Below are 15336 nucleotides of genomic sequence, written 5' to 3' on the forward strand. Positions count from 1 at the left end.
CCTACAACAGAGCCAGAACGGCCGTGTTGAATTCATCCCGGGGGGTGCTCCACTGCTCCGGGAAAGGCCAATCGTCGGCCTGGAACGTCAATCGCACCTCGGAACCGACCGGATAAAGCGCGAAACAGGCGTCCGTCGTCTTCACCGCCGTGCAAGCTCCTCCCAAGGTCATCACCAGGGTTGCGTACTCCAGTTCGACTTCCAAAAATGGGCGTCCGCTAATTCCCAGGAAGTAATCGACCAACTGAAGGCTGCACCGATCGGCCGCCGTCCGATGGATCCGCACGGTTCGCTCCGCGTCGGGCGCTCCCCCCTCGAAAACTCTAATTTCACTATCCATGTCCTGCGCTCGTTCCCGTCGACGGTAATTTGGCGTCGCCTCAATTATTCGGTCAGGCATGGCGCCCGACCACTTCCTTTGAAGGCGATCGACCGAAAAGGGTTCGTCACCCCGTCATTAAATAGGACCCCTGGTTAGTCGCGCATCGGAGAACCGCCCAGACGAAGGAGGGTCGCCGAAATACGGTCACCTAAAGGCGGGACCGTAAAATCGGGTTGGATACACTATTGCGCGGAGCCCCGTAAAGGTCCCGAACCGGGAACTGTTCGATTAACGATTTTGTCTCTATGTATAGTCGCGCTAGTGCGACCCTGTACATATGCATGGGCTCCTTTGAAGGGGGAGCGTCAAAATGTCCACTCAAGCTTATCAACTCAACGCCAGCGACCAGAAGAGATTCAACGAACTCATGGAGGCCACCTACAAGAAGGTGTTCAACATGTCGTACCGTCTCGCTGGGAACCGCACGGATGCCGAGGACTTGACCCAGGAGGCGTTCTTCCGGGCGTACCGATCGTTCAACGACTATGAGGGCGACCGGCCGTTCGAGAACTGGATCTTCCGGATCGTGACTCGGCTCTTCCTCGATTTGCTGCGCAATCGACGACGCCGAATCAAGGCCGTCTCGTACGATACGCCGCTTAACCAGGGCAGCGGCGACGACAACCTGTTCTTCGAAATGCCGGATGAGACCTCGAATCCCGAAGTTCGGATCCTCGAAGGAACGTTCAGCGAGGACCTGCAGAAGGCGCTGAACTCCCTTTCGCCCGAACAACGGTTGCTGATCACCCTCGCCGACATCGAAGGCGTGCCTTACAAGGACATCGCCGACATGCTCGGCAAGCCGGTCGGAACGATCCGCTCGCGCCTGCACCGAACCCATAAGCTCATCCGAGCCCGCCTCGAGCAGATCAAGCGAGAAGGCCACCCGATCTCGAGCAGCCAGCGAACGCTGAAGCTAGCCACGTCGCACTGACTGGATAGGCGGGGTTAGCGGTTGGCAGTTAGCAGTTAGAAGAAGGGATGCGATTTCTCCAACAGCCAACCGCTAACTGCCAACCCCCTCAAGCCTCGTATTCCCAACGGATCCGCTTCAAAGCAAACACTCCGAAGAAGACCGCGAAGCCGAGCAGGGCGTACACCGCCGGCATTGCGTGCTGTAGATCTTGAGCTCGCCACAGCATCGAATCGAATCCGTCGACGGCCCAGCGGACCGGGATGAAGAGGGAGATCGACTGCACCCAGCCCGGCATTAGGAATGACGGGAACCAGGCTCCGCCGAGCATGGTCATCGTCAAGACTGCCAGGATCGACAAGCCCCGGCTCTGCTGCTCCGTTCTTCCCAGCGCCGCCACGAAAAGCCCGAACGTGGCCGCCATGAACGAGGCGGCCAGGGCCACCAGGGCAAACCCGATCACGCTCCCTTGAACCCGCATGTGGAACAAGATCGCCCCCGAGCCGAAGACGACCGCCAGGATCATTAGAGCCCGAAGCGCCCCGCTTAGCACCTTTCCGAGCAACAGCATGGGAGCGCCCACTGGCGCCGCCCGCAACCGCCGCCAGATCCCTTGTCGCCGCTCTCGCAGAATTCCCATTGCGGACTCGATCGACCAGAACAGCAGACCTTGGATCGCCATGCCTGCGAACGAGTGCGCGATCCCACTCCATTTCTCGTTTCCATCGGTGGAGGCCGCCTGCGCCGTTTTCGGCGCGTCTTTTACCACGTACGGCATTTTCTGCTCACTTGAGCCTGCGACGTCGCCGAACGCGGCATGGACGATGCTGGAAGAGAGCACCCGGCTCGTCGTCCCTTCCGCGACTCCCGCCTCGTATGCCTTGGATGGGTCGCTCATCTTGATGAGCTCAGGCGGATCCCCCTGGCCCTGCATCGCCGCGACCGCCTTCTGGGAGAAGCCTTTCGTGAGGACGATTCCATAGCCGATCCTCCCCTCGTTAACCCACTGTTGCGCCGTCGCCCGATCGGTCGGCAATGCTTCGATCGAATCGCTCTTGGCGATCCGCTTGAGGACGTCCGCCGCTACCGGGCCGTTGTCTTCGTCCACCAGGGCAATCTGAATCTTGCTCTTGGGCGCGGCGCTCTTTCCCGCGCCGTTATTGTTGTCCATGTTGCTCGTCAGCATCCCCATGAACGAGGCGATGGCCACCGGTACGGCGAACGAGATGATCATCGCCTTCCGGTCCGCGACGAACACTTTGAGATCTTTACGAATGAGTTCGAGAAGTAACTTGAACATGGCTTAGTCCCTCATGCTCCGGCCCGTCAGGTGGAGGAAGACCTCTTCCAGGCTCGGCGAGTGACACTTGATAGATGTAATGCGCGCTCCACTCTCCCGTAGCGCGATCAAGATGTGGGGTAGGTCGTCCGTCAGGTCGTCGACCTGGAAACTTAGTGTTTGTCCCTCAAGCCGCACGTTTTTCGCGCCCGGCAATTCCAGCCCATCCGGCAGCAGATCGAGGTCGATGACGACCGTCTCCTCTTGACCCAACATCCGCTGCAGGTCGGCCATCGATCCGACCGCGACCACTTCTCCGTGATCCATCACCGCCGCCCGTTGGCAAAGCCGCTCGACCTCCTCCATATAGTGCGTGGTGTAGATAATCGTCTTCCCTTCGTCGGCGAGATTCAGAAGCGTCTCGAAAATCAGGTTCCGGCTCTGTGGGTCGACTCCGACGGTGGGCTCGTCGAAGACAAGCAGCTCCGGGTCGTGCAGCAACGCCACCGCGATGTTCAGACGCCGCTTCATTCCACCGGAGTAATTCTTCACCGGCTCCTTATCGCGGTCCCGCAGGCCGGCGATTTCCAAAGCCCGGTCGCTCGCTCTCGCGATATCCAAGCCAGCCAGCCCGTAGAGCGCGCCAAAGAACCGAAGGTTGTCCCGCGCGGAAATCTCGTCGTACAGGGCGATCTCTTGGGGAACGTAGCCGATCTTTCGCTTGGCCCCCATCGCGGAAGTGGTGACCGTCTCTCCGTCCACCTTCGCTTCCCCGCCGTCCGGATCCAAGGTTCCGGTGATCATAGAAATCGTGGTCGTCTTCCCCGCCCCGTTCGGCCCAAGCAACCCAAATCTCTCCCCCCGCGCCACCTCGAAGCTAACGTTCTTAACCGCTGCAAGGTCCCCATATCTCTTCTGTAAGCCGCTTACTTGAAGCACGATGGAATCTTACGACGATCGCCGCCTGGCGTTGCAAGACTCGCCCATGGGCGTCAGGCGCAGATCCACCATTCGTGGCGTCTCAACCTCCTTGTGCCCTGACCAAAAGGGGCAAACTAACTCAAGACCCCCATTAAATGAACCTCTCCCCTAGCGAGTGTCCGTTCCGCAGGGAGAGGCATAGCTATGGGCGTCGCCGTTACTTCAGCGTAACCTTCTCCTCCCTAACGTAAGCCCCGCCGAGGAAGTAGGTTCGGAACTCCAGCCTCGCCTTCGAGGGGGCGGTGAAGGCGAGGGTGAACGCCTGGTAGTTATTCGCCTTTTTGAACTGCTTCCGCGTCAGCTTCTGACTTGCCAGCACACAGCCCGAGTTTGCGTCGTAGACGTCGAGATTCACGATCGCCTTATTGTCGGCGGTCACGTTGTCGAGCATGAGATGGAACTCTGCCCCGTAGTCACCCGCTGGCGCTTCGTCCTCGTACGGGCCGTAGCAAAGGTATTTGTTGGCGGGGTCGCTCTTGGACGCGCTCCAGCCACCCGAGTCGGCGCGACCCACTTGGTGGAAGAGGCCCGTTGATGCCTTATAGGTCCATATCTGGGGAACGACCTGGATCATCCCCTCGACGAAGGCGGTTTCTCCTTTCTTCATGGAGCCGAACCCCAGCTCCAAGTTGTTCGTACCAAAGTGATTGTAGAAGTGGAGGTTGCCATAGTGGCTTGAGCGCGTCACATCCACTCGGACGGTACCGAAGCCCCCCGAGACCTCGGCCCAGGTGGTTGGCAACGTGGTCGAGGCGACGCCGACGTAACCGAGCAGATTGCCCTGCGCATCGGTGACCCTGAATGGCGTCGGGATATCCCGATAGTTACCCGCGGAACCTTGCCGCCACGGATTTGGGACCCCACCTAGCAAGTACCGCGTTCCGTTGAATCGGAAGCTCGATACCGCCTGCTTTCCAAAGTCGAACGGCATGCTCATGCCGGCGAACGTGGTCTGCACCGGTCCGACTTCCGCATAGAACGACACCGAAGTGGGTCCGGTCTGGGTGAAACTCAGCTTAAATTTCGGCCCGGGGATCGTGGGCGAGTCGGACATCATGATCCCGTTGGTCGACCCTTTCGAGGTAACGCTTTTCCCATGGGCGTCCGACCCGTCGAGCGTTCCGATCAAATAGATCCCGCCGGTACCGACGCGGTCGCCGAGAATAGAGCTCCCCCGGACCGAGATGTCCGACATTCTTCCGGGTGCGTTGGTAAACGTAACGGACTGAGCGGCAGCCGCGCCGCAAATGCCGAGAACAAGCAAACTGAGAAGTTTTCTCATAAGTTTTCCTTCTGTCAACCCGTGAAGCTCTACGAGGCCGAGGTTCTTACAGGAAAAATCGCCCGGCTCCGTAGAGCCGGGCGATTTTTTTCTTACTTCACGTAGCGAACGATCGTCGCGCAAAGGCTGTCGAGGTCCGCGCCGGATACCTCCGTGCGTGGGTTATCGTAATAGAAGTGGCCGTTGCGCTTGGGCCAGAGGTGGAACGCCGGATGCCAAAGCAGCGAGTTGCCGCCCCACCCGGATTGGAACGCCGAGAGCGTCATCGACGGAATCGCCTTCCATGCGCCGTTTTTCAGCGAGTAGGCGAGATCCTTTGGCTCCTTCTGGTCCACGTCGTTTACGGCCCAGCCGTCGTTGCTAACGACCGTGAAACCCGACTTCGCAAGCTTTTTGGGATCGGAGATCCCCTCAGGAAAATGGTATTCCGTTTCGGTCGAAAACGATGGATAACCCTTGCCGGGCGAGAAGCTCGAGGCGAGGGAGAAGGTGGTCGCCTTGATCCTTCGAACGAGCACTTGGCTGGCGGGGAACGTCCCCTTCGGATTGTCCTTCTTCCACGCGTCGACCAACCCCTTCAACAAGCCGCTCATGCGGGTCGACCAATCCGAGTTGGAGTAGTCGTCTTCGTTTGCCACGGCGAGTCGATAGCGAGCCGCCGTCGGATACTTCTTAAAGATGTTGGTGTAGAACTCCTTGCCGAGGTCGGCCGCGTTTCCGGACATGGTGTGGTGACCATAGTCGATGACCAGACTGAGCGATCGGCCCGGGAGTCCAGTTAAAAAGCAGATAGCGTTACCATATCGGTTGCTAGAAAATTGGGGCGCGTAGGCCAGCTCTATCGTTCGGTTCGGACCCGCCTGCCCCAGCGCCGAGACGATTCTGAGCGCTGCCGTCGCCGAGAAGGCGCCAAAGTAGAGCGATTGGATCCCCCGGCGGGAGGAGGCCGAGCGGTCTCCATCCATCGAGCTCGGATCCTCGTTGGTGGTAAGCGTCCCTCCGTTACCTCCGCAGCCGACGATCAGGCCTCCGGCGAGGACGACGGCACAGGGAGATACGGCTCTCCAAATGACAAATCTTGTTTTGGTCTTCATCGGATTTCTCCGGCTCGGGGGCTCAAGCCCCCTCGCTTGACCTGTGAAGACCTACACCGCCGAGTTCTTACATCTCGGCGGGATTTTTTTCAAAAATGTACCGGCTGACTATCGCCGATAAGCCGGAACCCGGCCCAGTAGTAGGGATGCTCTTTTCCGCGAGTCCGCATCACGTTCAGGGCGGCGCGCTGTAGGCTCAGGTCGCACGGCTTACCTGCCTTCAACTGTCGGAACAAAGCGACGACCAGAGAGCGGGAGTCGTCTCCCGGGATGTCCCAGCCCGTCGCCACCACGCTTCGGCAACCCGCCGTGCGAAACGCCCATGCCAGCCCCAGCAGTCCGTCGCCCCCCCGCATAGGCACCTACCCCGGTTTCGCAGGCAGACAAGACGGCCAGATCGGCCCGCAGTTGCATGGCCGCCACTTCCCTTGCCCGAAAAACCCCATCGTCTCCACCACCGGCGCCGATACGCAGGTACGAATCCATCGGATCTCGCAAAGCGAATGAGCCGTGGCACGAGAAGAGAAGGACGCGAAACAAAACCATGTCGCGTTTGGCCCAGTCTTCCCGTTCGGAGGGCCGCACAACTGCGCCCGCAATCTCCCGCCCGACCGCCCTGACCTCATCCAATGCCCACTGGTCCATCGGCAGTTGCTGAGCAAACCCGGCGGCATACAGACCCTTCCGGGCTCGAGCCCCGCGCGCCTCCTCCAGAGAGCCCAGGGACGGTGCAAAGCTGATGGCGAAACGCTCCACAAGCCGCTTCCCACTACCGTCGATCAGCGCAGCGAACGGCACAACGTGAAACGCCGCATCCCCCGCCACGACGATGCGGGAGAACCGATGAGGAGCGAGTAAACCCGCCGCCGCGAGGCGGCCCAACAGCATCGAGCCCAAGGCTTTCGCCCCTGCTCGCTCCGACGCTACCGACTTGCCACTGATGACCGGCGAGCTGTCGGGGCTCCAGTCGTTCATCGCGTGGGTAAGCCTGGCCGGGTCGAAGGGAATCTCGAACGCCTGCGGCGCGCCATCCGATGGAGAAGCGATCACCAGCGTGCTCCGCTCGTCCAGAAAGGCGTATTGCACAACCAGCGTTCGAGGATGCCGCCGGATGGCCCGCGCAATGGGCTCGATTTGAGTGTGCCAGTCCCGACCGAGCGAATCCGGTTCCTTCAGCTTCTGTCCCAGATCGCGACCGCTGTCTAACATCGCCTGGGCTGCTCGCAAGTCCTTGGACCGCCGCCAGAGCGTCCATGCATAGCGGGCGTAAACGGTTCCCACGAGGTACTGCTGAGCGGAGCCGATGCTTTCAGGCCCTTGGTGAACGGACAGTCTCTTCGTGAATAGGTCGAGCGACTTCTCGAAATGGTCGAGAGCGGAAGCCGTCTCCCCCAACTGCGCCTCTATCCACGCCAAGTTGCTCAATGCAAGCGCTCGATAGATCCCCGGTCCTCGCAACTTTACGGCCTCATGGGCGGGACCGGAAGCTTCCTGCCAGCGGCGGCGAAAGAGAAGCGCGGAGACCTCATTGTTCAGCTTCAGCAGCGACGAAACGCCGGGCACGGCGCCCGCGCCTCCATCTAGCGCCCTCGCCAAGCTGTTCAGATCGAACAACGCCGTCGCCGCAGAGCTCGGCGACTTTGCCCGCAATGCAAGCCGCTTTGCCTCGGCAAAGCTCTTCTTCGCATCGGAAACGTTGCCGCGTCGCAAGTGCAACATTCCCAGCGTCACCATTAGGTCGGCTTCCCCGCCAAGGTTCGGATGAGCCGCATAGATGCCACGGGCATCGATGATGTCCTCCTCGGCCCGCGCAAACTCTCCCATTTCCAGTCGCGACGCCGCTCGTATATTCAACAGCGAGGCGACGGACAAGGGGTCGAGCTTGGCTCGAAGGGCCAGCGCCCGATCGCTGGCCGCTGCCGCGCTCTCAAATTCGGTAAGGTGGTAACGGGCGGCGGCAAGATTGTTCTGCGACGCGCCGAATTGGAAGTACCAGGATAGCGGCGAGCCCGAGTTCCCCTCCGGCAGTTCTCCCAGCACCTTCAGGTGCGCCTCGAACCCCGCTGCCGCCTCTTCGTAATTCCCTTCGTCCCACTCCACCATCGCGGCTTCAAAGTCGAGCAATGCCTGCAGATTGGGCGTTTTGCATTCGCGGGTCGCCCTTTGGCCTTCCTGGGCAAGCGCGCGAGCCTCCTTGAAGCGGCCAAGCCGACGATAGGCCGAGCTACCCCAGTAGCAAGCGCCGGTGTAGCTAACGATGATCGAAGTCCGCTTGTCGCCCGTCTGCTTGTCGTCCCGAAAGAGGAGCCGGCCCGCCTCCAAGGTCGGCCCGATATACGGAAGCGCCGACTCCGAGTCGTCGAGTGAGACGAAGAATTGGATCGTCTCATATCCCGACCGCAGGATGGCGCTCGGCCGACGCATGCGGCGCGACATGGCTACCGTGTCCCGCAACAACCGGGCCGCCTCTGGCCGGTTGGTTTCCTCTAGGCGAAGCGCCTGGTCGAACAGTTTCTGAACCGCCTCGAGCGTATCTCCCGGTCCAGCCGGCGGAACGACCTCCTGCGCCGATGTGCTCTGGGGGCTCGGCGCGCACTTGCCCGCTGTCCATTTCACGATCCTCATGGGCCGGCCCGGCGCCGGTGCGCCGGCGAGCTGGTCGGGCACGATCGACAATTCTTCGCCGACTTTCGCCACCTTCCGCCACTCGTCGAGCCCCCGTCGAAGGTCGCGGACTTGGGGGCCCGTCACAGCGGCCAGAACCTTGTCCGCCTCATCCAAACGATCGACCTGGAACAGGTCGGCAGCCGCCAAGGCCGGTGCCCTGCGGATCAGCAGACGCGCCGTAGCAAGGGTTCTTTTTTCTTCGGGACTTAACACGTGAATCCGGAAAATCCGCCACTTACGCTCAGCCTCGGCGCGAACAGAATTTGGCTCCAACGGCCTCACACCCACAGCGTACCGGCCGGGCGTCAGCTTGGCGACGGGCTCGAGGATCGCGCGTCCGCCTGCGGTCCGTTGCCGAATGGGGATCGCTCGGCGCGGCGCGCCGCCCTCGGTCTCCCATAGTCCCCACTGCCATTGCTTATTCCCTAGACCGGAAAACTCGAAGCGCGGAGTTCTCTCGGTCAACCCCCGGCTACCCGGAGCCGGGCGGATCAATACCGGGGTCGCGCCCATTCCGCTCGCACTTTTCTGACCGGCATGAAGCATTCGGTTCAGTACCGCAAGGCTCGTGCTGTCACTGTAGAGCGGCAGGTAGAGCGACGATATCGCCCCGACCCTCGGGCGCTGAAGCTTGCCCTTAAGGCGATCGACCTCCTTCTGCAGCTCCTTGATCCGGGCTCTACTGGCGCCATTCTCGGCGGCGTCGGCGGCCAGGTGTTTGAGCTCTTCTTGCGCCCTGGCGAGTTCCTGGCGAGCGGCGCTCAGCTCGGCGCTTTGGGTTACGAACAGAGAGTCACGCACCGCCACCGGTGGCGAACCCAGGCGACTTCCGCCCAAAAGGAATGCGCCGACTATAAGGCAGGCGATGAAAAAGTAACGCGTTAAGATTTCCCAGCGTGAGCTGGGCGCCTTGTCCATGACGGGAGCCACGGGGGCCGTATCTCCGATTCGAGGCTCCTCGGCGATCGGCTTTAGATTGATGGGGCTGACCGGTGGCAGCTTCGGTTCGACCTGCTCCAACGCCAGTTGCTCGCGAGCATCTTCGATCTCTGCCCGGGCTTGTTCGTCGACGCTCAGCAATGCATCGACTTCCGCCCTCTCCTGATCGCTCATCAAGCCGAGGAGGTACCGGCGGGTCTCCTCGGGACTCAACGCCGGCTCTCCAGAGCCAAACGCATAGATATCGCTGAAGTCTTTCATAGTCCGAGCTCCTCCGATGCTTGTCGTAGGCCGGACCGAGCATCTTGCCCGAACCGCCGAAGCAGTTTAATGACGAGCATACGCCGACCTCGAAGCCTTAGCACGGGAACATAAGCCGGCTGAACACCCAATAACCTTCCAATCTGTGCATCGTCTGGCACCGGCAAATTCAGGAGCGCAAGTTCGCGCTCCTCCTTCGGAAGATCGGAGGGCGGGTCCCACTCCGGCAGTGCGTCCACCAGCATCTGGCGGGAGACGCGCTTCCCTTCTCCTTCTTTGTCGCGCAAGACCTCGTGCAACCGCTGGTTTTCCGCAAATGGCTCGTCAGCGTCGGACTGCTGGGCCAAAGACGCCAGCGCCTCATGGATCATATCGGGCGGAGCCTCTCCGAATCGCTCTTGATAACCCAGGTAGGCGGACAGAATGACGAGGTCGCTCAGCTTGAGCAATATCGTCGCCTTATAACGATGCGGAAGCGACACGATCTCCTCCCAGTATCCGCTGAGATCGGATCGACCATGCTCGCTCGGGGCGCTCGCCGGGCTCGATGGTTCCCGCACGAGAGGCTCGGCCATTCGCGGCAGTACTCTCACCACTCTGGAGGCAATTAGATCGATGAGCACTTCCCACTGGATGGGGTGTCCGAAGTACATCACAAATCTTGTCACAATCGTTCGCGTCGTAAGGTGATCCGGGTTTTCTGCGTAAAGCCCGCCTCCGTTGAAGAACCCCTCGAGATGATCCCGAAGCTGGGAATGATCCAGCGCCGTGAAAGGCGTGTCCGATTGCTGCCTACGAAGCCCAATAATCCGGCGATTCTTGTCGTCACGCCACGCAATGAGCTCATCCTCGCCAACGGTGGAAGGCCCGTGCAAAACGGTATTGAGTCGGTCGCGAAAGACCTTCCGCGCCGAACCGGTCAAAGCCGAGACCAAGCGAAGAACTACCTGTCTCCCATAGGCCACGAAGTCCGGGTGCGCCTCCCCTATTTCGGACCCTAAATACCTACGGGTTAGCTCCATCGCGCGATCGGCGACGATATCGGCATCAGCCTCCGACGCCCCAGCCTCGCGAGCCAAGCGCTGCAAAATGATCCACGTCTCGCCATATTCCTTTCCGAATTCTGGAAGCGCCATTTTCGACTGAGTCCTTGTTAAAAAAGGACTATAACTCGAAGTCGCATGGTTCTTCCTATCCCGAAAGAAGACGAGCAAAATCCGAGTACCCGACAAGGAAATGGACCGCCGGTCACTAGACCGCCAAATTGAGCCGCCGCTGTCTTTGCCCGTTTCCGGGTCATAGGCTTGCGATCTCGAAGGCGCATAAGCCGCCCTTACCAAGGAGTCCCCCAGCGGCCGCTTCCATTCGAGCTTCCTCGCCCGACGCAAAAACATGCTGTGCCTCCCCGGCCTAATCCGCGCGAGCCTAGCGGTTCTACCGACGAAAGCCCCCTCGTATGAAGCCCCGGACAATCCGCTTGACTGCGATAACCAAGGCCACCCAAATCCTCCGCACTGCGCCAAAACCACCTCCCGAAGGCGCATCGTCGCCTTCGAGTTTCTTAAGGCCGATGCTCCGGCGGTTATTACAGGTGATTTCGAGAATTATGCGAAAACGATTCGAGATCCTCAAGCAACCCTCATCGCAAGGATCGAAGTCGGTTTACCGTACCTTCCAAATTTCTCGTGCCACGATAGAGGTATGAATGCCGATCGCCTCGGTGTGGCGTTGCTTCTCGGAGCTCTTGTCACGGCCGCCCACGCGGACATCACCATCGACAACTTTGAACCGGGCGAGGTTGTCCGCCACCCGGTGGTGGTGCTCCGCGGGCATGCCGGCGGAGACTCGATCGCCGTCGGTCAGAGCTGGGCCAACGCCGGTCGGACCCCCGTGGTGAAGGGTGAATTCCGGGCCATCGTTGAATTGAGACCCGGCCCGAACATGATCGTTCTCCAGTCCGGTCGCGACACCATGAAATACCGGATCGACTACCGCCCCCCAACCTCGCCGATCAAGGTTTTAGCGATTTGGGTGCGGGCGAAGGATGAACCAGAGGACGCTTATTACTATTCACCCACCGGCGACCGCCCCCGCGTGCGCGAAAAATTCGATACCGCCTTGAAAGCGATCCAATGCTTCTATGCCGAGGCGATGCACGACGCCGGATACGGCAGAAAGACCTTTCCGCTCGAGCTCGATAAGAACGGCAAGGTCGTCGTCCACGTCCTCACCGTCCCCAAGACCGGCGCTGAAATGCGGGCGATGGAGAACAACGAGTCGTGGAGCTACATCTACGGCCTCCTCTCGAAGGAATTCCCGGAAAACGACACCCATTGGTGCGCCATGCTCGGCTTCTCTGGCTACGACCGAGGTACCAAGAAATCCCCCGGCCACTACGCCCTCGGCGGCGGCTCCCTCGGCGCTTTCGGCACCGGCAGCATGTCGCACTGGCCCGCCTCTCTAAAGGAGATCCAGAAGGTGATGACCGACGCCACCCTGCTGGATCCCAACCAAACGTTCGACGACAGCGCCTTCCGCCGGACCGTTTGGGCAAACGTCTCCACCGCCTGGGGTGCGATGGCGCACGAAATGGGCCACACCTTCGGCCTCCCCCACTCGAACGACCCGTTCAGCGTCATGTCCCGCGGTTTCGACTACGTGAATCGAACCTTCGTGGTGGAAGAAGCGCCAAGGGCCGGGGTCGACCATTGGGTCGCCGTCAAGCCCGACGAGCACTCTCGATGGGACAAATACTCGGCCGCCAAACTCAACTGGAACCCCTATTTCCAACCCGACCTCGTCCGTGACACCACCTCCGCCGCCCCCTCGATCAGAGTCGACGGAGACCAGGTCGTCATCACCGCGGCGTCTGGAATCCGGGTCTGGGGAGCCGACCGCGACGACACCACCCCAGTATTTAGCGAGTTCTTAAAGGACGCGCCCACCGAGGTGACAACGTCACTCAAAGAGCTTCGGGAGAAGTTCAAGTCTCCTTACCGGATTACCGTCGTAGACACGGCGGGGCGCCAGGTTACAATCGACGAAAAAGGGCAATAAAATAGGGCGATGGTTCGTCGACTACTGCTGCCAACTTTTGTCGTCGCTCTTGCCGGATGCGGAGGAGGCACGGGATCCGCCGGGAGCGGAACCCCGGAACGAAGTCCAATCGTCGCCGTGGCGATGACCACTCCGTTCGGCTACTCGGCGATTCCGTCGGTTCGTAACGACGGGTCGATGTTCGGATATGAGCTCGTCACCGATAGCCCCAAACCGTACGTTCCGAGCTTTTGGATGCGCCCAGACCTGGTGGAGACCATCCCGATTCTCGACGACAGGACTGTCTATGAGTCGGTGATCGGTCTTTCGCCAAATCAAGATCTGGTCATTGGCTCGAGCCTCGATGTCCACAACTCGTTCGGGCCTCGGCGGGGATTTGTCTACCGGCGGAGCACCGGCGCCTTCCATGTCCTAAGGTTGGCGGGAACTTCCTCCCTCCAGGTATATCCGCTCACCGTAAGCGACTCCGGCGCCGTCACCGGAACCGTCTACGATCCGGACGGCGTGGATCGCTACGAAAGGCGGTTCACGTACAACCTTTCCGACGATTCCTATCAGGTCTTAGGGCCGACACCGGATACCCGCTTCGATCCCGGCTATCCCGCCGAAGCTACCAGCCGGATGGTCGACTCAGTTTCATCGAATCGGGCCTACGCCACCGGACGCCTGACCCTCGTGGGTCATGCCCGTTTCGTCATTTGGTCTCTGTTAACTCACGAATACCGTCTCATCGGCCCTGTCGATGTAAACGGAGTCGGGGGCGCAATTTCCGACGATGGAACGGTTTCAACCTTTCAAAACTCGGTCTCTCCCTACCAAACTTGGCTCTGCAAAGAAGATGGACAGTTGCACGACCTGCTGACAACGATCCGCGCCAGCGGTTACGGATCTGCCTGGGGGCGAATCGGATTCGTCTCTCTTTCGCCGAACGGCAAGTATCTGACCGCCACCGGAGTTAACGGCAACTATTTCAATTCCGCCGTCCGGCTCCAAATCAAATAGCGTTCAGGGCAGCACCAGGAACTCCTGAACCTTGCCATCCGGCGTCCGGTACAGGAGCATGCGGATAACATTTCCGGGAAAGTGAAAGATCGGCACCGAAACCCTCATGCCGCCCCTTTCCCCTGCCGGGGAAATCGTCACCGATTCCGGTTTGCCAAACCGCCCCAGCGACTTCGCCGCCTCGGCGAGTCGGCCTTTAGAGAGGAAGTAGGAGAACTCCTCCCCGAGGGCGGTTCGGTCGACTTCGCCCGACTGAAGTTGGGCAAAGAGTCTTTTCGCCACGACCAGATCGGAATCTCCGACGATCGTCAGCGTCCGCTGGGCCGAAGGCAATGGCTGCGAGGGCGTCTTCGCCGCCCCCTTGACGGCCGGTGGCAACACCCGCTGAACCAGGGCGTTCATCACTAAGGAAACGTTTCCCATGTCACGGTTCATCAGAATCGCCACCGCCATCCGATTAGCCGGGCAGTAGAGGTTATCCGCGGCGAATCCTCCAACCGCTCCGCTGTGCTCGTAGGCGACATTCCCGCGCAAATCCAGCACCTGAATCCCGGCGGCATACTGCGTGTCGGCGCCGTTCGAAACCTTTCGTGCCGTCGTGAAGATTGCGTAGGACGCGGGGGACATGACCTTTCCATCCATCAACGCGAGGTCCCACTTCAACAGGTCCGAGGCCGTCGAATAAAGATCGCCCGCGGCGCCCGCCCATCCGCTTCCTTCGCGAAGAGCCGGCTCATCCAGCCCAAGGTACTGCGACATCGTCCCCTCCGCGAACCGGGAGCCCGGGTGTTTCGGCGAATAAAACGTGTCGCGCATGTCCAGCGGGACAAATATTTCCCTCATAAGAAAGTCGTTCATCGAACGCCCGCTCACCTTCTCGACTACCAAGCCCAGAAGGATGTAGTCGGTGTTGCTGTACGACCATTGCGTGCGAGGAGGAAAATCAAGCGGCAGCGTTCCGTATCGATTGGCCAGATCCAAGGCCTTGATCGGTCGCATCATTCGACGGTCGACGAAGTCGAGCGGATAGTAATCCGGATACCCCGCTACGTGGTTCATCAAGTCGAGGAGGGTGACGTTGTCCGCCGAGGTCATCTGAGGAAAATATATTGCCAGCTTATCGTTTACCGAAAGCTTTCCGGCGTCGGCCAACTTGAGGATACAGGCGGAAGTGAACTGCTTCGTCACCGAGCCGACCGCGAACGGCGTACTCGCCAGAACCGGCTCGTTTCGTCCGGCCCGTTTGGTTCCGTAACCTTTGGCGAGAATGACCTTCCCATCCACCATCACGGCGACAGACGCGCCGACGAGCTTTGCAGCAGCTAACGCTTTGGAAGCGACCTGGTCGGCCTCAGTGGCGGTAAGGGTCTGAGAGAAGCCGGAGGTGGAGGCAATGGCGACGAAAAGCGAGCCAAAGTTACGGCGAAACACTTACGATTATGCGTCGAAGTCACCTCGTGGCCGGACAATCCTTATCCA

Annotated in this window: 12 protein-coding genes; 3 read left to right on the forward strand and 9 right to left on the reverse strand. The window is 60.3% G+C overall.

Annotated elements, in window-relative coordinates; all coding sequences use genetic code 11:
• Window position 1: 1 nt before the first annotated feature.
• The gene (locus tag OP10G_RS23085; RefSeq protein ID WP_025228063.1) at window positions 2-340 is read right to left on the reverse strand and encodes a hypothetical protein; all 339 of its coding nucleotides are present in this window, start codon (window positions 338-340) and stop codon (window positions 2-4) included.
• A 352-nt stretch (window positions 341-692) separates the two neighbouring features.
• Between OP10G_RS23085 and OP10G_RS23090 the strand changes: the two genes are divergently transcribed.
• On the forward strand, window positions 693-1316 hold the full coding sequence (locus OP10G_RS23090; protein ID WP_025228062.1) for an RNA polymerase sigma factor: 624 nt from the start codon (window positions 693-695) through the stop codon (window positions 1314-1316).
• An 88-nt stretch (window positions 1317-1404) separates the two neighbouring features.
• Here the strand turns inward: OP10G_RS23090 and OP10G_RS23095 are convergent, their stop codons facing one another.
• From OP10G_RS23095 to OP10G_RS23120, 7 genes are all read right to left on the reverse strand, one after another.
• Entirely contained in the window at window positions 1405-2595 is a 1191-nt protein-coding gene (locus OP10G_RS23095; RefSeq protein ID WP_025228061.1) for an ABC transporter permease, read from the reverse strand.
• 3 nt (window positions 2596-2598) lie between these two features.
• Window positions 2599-3513: an ABC transporter ATP-binding protein gene (locus tag OP10G_RS23100; RefSeq protein WP_025228060.1), complete on the reverse strand. Its 915-nt coding sequence runs from the start codon at window positions 3511-3513 to the stop codon at window positions 2599-2601.
• 199 nt (window positions 3514-3712) lie between these two features.
• On the reverse strand, window positions 3713-4837 hold the full coding sequence (locus OP10G_RS23105; protein ID WP_025228059.1) for a hypothetical protein: 1125 nt from the start codon (window positions 4835-4837) through the stop codon (window positions 3713-3715).
• 92 nt (window positions 4838-4929) lie between these two features.
• Window positions 4930-5931: a hypothetical protein gene (locus OP10G_RS23110; protein ID WP_025228058.1), complete on the reverse strand. Its 1002-nt coding sequence runs from the start codon at window positions 5929-5931 to the stop codon at window positions 4930-4932.
• 89 nt (window positions 5932-6020) lie between these two features.
• Window positions 6021-6224 carry a CHAT domain-containing protein gene (locus OP10G_RS28015; protein WP_420810102.1) on the reverse strand — a complete coding sequence of 68 codons (204 nt, stop codon included), beginning with the start codon at window positions 6222-6224 and terminating at the stop codon, window positions 6021-6023.
• Window positions 6142-9798 (reverse strand): CHAT domain-containing protein, encoded by a 3657-nt coding sequence (locus tag OP10G_RS27695; protein ID WP_025228057.1) that lies wholly within the window; start codon window positions 9796-9798, stop codon window positions 6142-6144. Before OP10G_RS27695 ends, OP10G_RS28015 begins: the two co-directional genes overlap by 83 nt.
• The gene (locus tag OP10G_RS23120; RefSeq protein WP_025228056.1) at window positions 9795-10934 is read right to left on the reverse strand and encodes a hypothetical protein; all 1140 of its coding nucleotides are present in this window, start codon (window positions 10932-10934) and stop codon (window positions 9795-9797) included. Before OP10G_RS23120 ends, OP10G_RS27695 begins: the two co-directional genes overlap by 4 nt.
• A gap of 565 nt (window positions 10935-11499) precedes the next feature.
• Here OP10G_RS23120 and OP10G_RS23125 point away from each other — a divergent pair.
• Both OP10G_RS23125 and OP10G_RS23130 read left to right on the forward strand, forming a co-directional pair.
• Complete coding sequence (locus tag OP10G_RS23125) at window positions 11500-12855, forward strand: matrixin family metalloprotease (protein WP_158409345.1); 1356 nt, start codon at window positions 11500-11502, stop codon at window positions 12853-12855.
• A gap of 9 nt (window positions 12856-12864) precedes the next feature.
• A complete protein-coding gene (locus OP10G_RS23130; RefSeq protein WP_025228054.1) occupies window positions 12865-13857 on the forward strand; it encodes a hypothetical protein in 993 nt (330 codons plus the stop codon).
• A gap of 3 nt (window positions 13858-13860) precedes the next feature.
• On the opposite strand, the gene OP10G_RS23135 is transcribed toward OP10G_RS23130, so the two are convergent.
• Complete coding sequence (locus tag OP10G_RS23135; RefSeq protein WP_025228053.1) at window positions 13861-15288, reverse strand: serine hydrolase domain-containing protein; 1428 nt, start codon at window positions 15286-15288, stop codon at window positions 13861-13863.
• Between the last annotated feature and the right edge of the window lie 48 nt (window positions 15289-15336).

Origin of the sequence: Fimbriimonas ginsengisoli Gsoil 348, assembly GCF_000724625.1 — a bacterium.
Taxonomy (GTDB): Bacteria; Armatimonadota; Fimbriimonadia; order Fimbriimonadales; family Fimbriimonadaceae; genus Fimbriimonas; species Fimbriimonas ginsengisoli.